The following is a 3,717-nucleotide window of genomic DNA, read 5'->3' as shown; positions in this document are numbered from 1 at the left end:
CGCCGTACGGCTTCCGGCCGGGCGGGTCAGTCGCTGGCCTGGGGTCTGTGGGAGCAGGCCAGTGAGCTGACCGGTCATCTCTCCTCGGCACGCAGCGGTTCCGGACTGCCGACCGCGCAGGCCCTGGCCCTGTTCGACCGGGCGATCACCCTGCCCGTACCGCACCTCCTGCCGACGGTCCTGGACCTGGCCGCCGCGCAGGCCGTCTCCACCCATGGGGTGCCCCCGCTGCTGCGCGGTCTGATCCGGCCGTCCGCCCGCCGGGCCGCCGACCGGGGCGCGGGTGCGGAGTCCGGACTTCTGGCCCGGCTGCGGCCGCTGCCGGCCGAGGAGCGGCGCGCGCAGCTGCTGGAGCTGGTTCGCGGCAGCGCGGCCACCGTGCTCGGCCACGGCGCCACGGACGCGGTCGGCCCCCGGCACGCGTTCCGGGAGCTCGGCTTCGACTCGCTGACCGCCGTGGAGCTGCGCAACGGGCTGAACGCCGTCACCGGGCTTCGGCTGCCGGTGACTCTGGTCTTCGACTACCCGACACCGGCCGTGCTGGCCGAGCACCTCGACGAGCTGCTCTTCGAGCGGGCCGCCTCCGTGGCGCCGCTCGTCGAGACGGCCGTGGACACCGGCGAGCCCATCGCGATCATCGGCATGAGCTGCCGCTTCCCCGGCGGCGCGGACAACCCCGAGCGGCTCTGGCGCCTGCTGGCCGAGGGCTTCGACGGCGTGACCGCTTTCCCGGCCGACCGCGGCTGGGAGATCGAGGTCGCCGACGCCACCTACACGCCGCGCGGCGGCTTCCTGCACGACGCCGCCGACTTCGACGCCGGGCTGTTCGGGATCTCGCCGCGCGAGGCGCTGGCGATGGACCCGCAGCAGCGCCTGCTGCTGGAGGCCTCCTGGGAGGCCTTCGAGGCCGCCGGCCTCGACCCGCTGTCGATGCACCGGTCCTCCACCGGCGTCCTGGTCGGCGCCTCGGCGTTCGGCTACGGCGCCGGGATGGACCTGCCGGAGTCGGAGGGGCACCTGATGACGGGTGCCGCCACCAGCATCCTCTCCGGCCGCGTCTCGTACGTGTTCGGCCTGGAGGGCCCGGCCGTCACCGTGGACACCGCCTGCTCCTCCTCCCTGGTGGCGATGCACTGGGCGATCCAGGCGCTGCAGCGCGGCGAGTGCGCGATGGCGCTGACCGGCGGTGTGACCGTGATGTCCACCCCGGGGGTGTTCGCCGAGTTCGACCGGCAGGACGGCCTGGCCTCGGACGGGCGCTGCAAGGCGTTCTCCGCCGGGGCCGACGGCACCGTCTGGTCCGAGGGTGTCGGCGTGCTGGTGCTCCAGCGCCTGTCCGACGCCCGTCGGGACGGCCACCGGGTGCTCGCGGTGATCCGCGGCAGCGCGGTCAACCAGGACGGCGCCTCCAACGGGCTCACCGCGCCGAACGGCCCCTCCCAGGAGCGGGTGATCCGGCAGGCGCTGGCCTCCGCGCGGCTCGCCCCGTCCGAGGTGGACGTGGTGGAGGCGCACGGCACCGGCACTCCGCTCGGAGACCCGATCGAGGCCCAGGCGCTGCTGGCGACCTACGGCCAGGACCGGCCGGCCGACCGGCCGTTGTGGCTGGGATCGATCAAGTCCAACATCGGCCACACCCAGTCGGCGGCCGGCGTCGCGGGCGTCATCAAGATGGTGCAGGCGATGCGCCACGGCGTCCTCCCGGCCACGTTGCACGTGGACGAACCGACCTCGCACGTGGACTGGTCGGCGGGCGCGGTGGAGCTGCTGACGCGGGCCCGGCCGTGGCCGGAGGACGGTCGCCCGCGTCGCGCGGGCGTGTCCTCCTTCGGTATCAGCGGCACCAACGCCCACGTCATCCTGGAGCAGGGCGACCCGTCGCCCGCGCCGGAACCGGTGGAGGACAGCGGCCCGGTGCTCTGGCCGGTCTCCGCGAAGACCCCGGAGGGGCTGCGCGGACAGGCCGCGAGGCTCGCCGAGTTCGCGGCGACCGGGCCCGACCCGGCGGCCGCTGGACACGCGCTGGCCGTCACCCGGGCGGCGCTGGAACACCGCGCGGTGGCCGTGGGTGACACGGCTGCCGCGATCGGGGCGGGCCTGACCGCGCTGGCCGAGGGCCGGCCCGGCGAGGGCGTGGTCTCGGGTACGGCGGTCGAGGGCCGCACGGCGTTCCTGTTCACGGGGCAGGGTGCGCAGCGGGTCGGCATGGGCCGGGGTCTGTACGAGGCGTTCCCGGTGTTCGCGGAGGGCTTCGACGCGGTCTGCGCGGAGCTGGACGCGAGGCTCGGGCGGTCGGTGCGGGAGGTCGTCCTCGACGGCGTCGAGGATCTGGACCGGACGGTGTGGGCGCAGGCCGGGCTGTTCGCGGTCGAGGTGGCGTCGTTCCGGCTGCTCGAATCCTGGGGCGTGACGCCCGACTTCCTGCTCGGGCACTCGATCGGTGAGGTGGCGGCCGCCCATGTGGCGGGCGTGTTCTCGCTGGCGGACTCCTGCGCCCTGGTGGCGGCGCGCGGCCGGCTGATGCAGGCACTGCCGAGCGGCGGGGCGATGCTCGCCGTGCAGGCCACCGAGGCCGAGGTGCGGGCGGAGATCGGAGAACGCCTGGATGTCGCGGCCGTCAACGGGCCGCGTTCGGTGGTGGTTTCCGGCCCCGTCGAGGTGGTCGAGGAGTTCGCGGCCCGCTGGAAGGCCGAGGGTCGCCGGATCCGCCGGCTGACCGTCTCGCACGCGTTCCACTCGGCGCTGATGGAGCCGATGCTGGAAGAATTCGCTTCCGTGCTGGCCGGGTTGACCTTCGCCGAGCCGCGCATCCCGGTCGTGTCGAACCTGACCGGTGGGATCGCCGAGCCCGGGCTGCTCACCACCTCCGACTACTGGGTGCGCCAGGTCCGCGAGGCGGTCCGCTTCGCCGACGGCGTCGCCCACCTCGACGGGCAGGGCGTCACCCGCTACGTCGAGCTGGGCCCGGACGCGGTGCTGAGCGGCCTGGCCGGACAGGCGGTTGCCGAGGCCGTGTTCGCGCCGCTGCTGCGCCGTGAGCGGGAGGAGTCGGGCACCGCGCTGACCGCGCTGGCCCGGCTCTGGACGGCCGGCGCGGACGTGGACTGGCGGGCCGTGCTGCCGGCCGGCCGACGGCTCGAACTGCCGACGTACGCCTTCCAGCGCGAGCGCTACTGGCCGCGCCCGGCCGTTCGGTCCGGAGACGCCGGTTCGGTCGGCCAGCTGTCGGCCGGCCACCCGATGCTCGGCGCTGCGGTTCAACTGGCCGGTGAAAACGGCCTGTTGCTGACCGGACGGCTGTCGCTTGCCACCCACCCGTGGCTCGCGGACCACGCTGTCCAGGGCCAGGCGCTGGTGCCGGGGACGGCCTTCGTGGACATGGCGCTGCGCGCGGGCGAGCAGATCGACCGCCCGGTCCTGGAGGAGCTGGTGCTCCAGGCGCCGTTGCCGCTGCCCGAGCAGGGCGGCGTGCACCTCCAGGTGCGGGTGGCGGCCCCGGGCGAGGAGGGCGACTGCCGGGTGGAGATCCACGCCCGGCCGGACACCGGCGGGACCGCGCCGTGGATCTGCCACGCGGTGGGAACCCTGACCGCGCAGGAGCGGGCGCCGGAGTTCGATCTGGCCGCCTGGCCGCCGGCCGGTGCCACGGCGCTGTCGCTGGAGGGTTTCTACGAGGCTCTGGCCGAGGTCGGGTACGGCTACGGTCCGGTGTTCCGG

The 3,717-nt window shown here is 75.0% G+C and carries 1 protein-coding gene; it reads left to right on the top strand.

The features are described 5' to 3' along the window. The coding region (locus tag ACWGJO_RS41225) for a type I polyketide synthase (RefSeq protein ID WP_452190914.1) at positions 1-3,717 on the top strand (3,717 nt) is incomplete at both ends.

This window comes from Kitasatospora sp. NPDC054795 (assembly GCF_053611565.1).
Note: the sequence above shows the minus strand (reverse complement) of the source record. Positions and strands in the feature narration are given on the sequence as shown.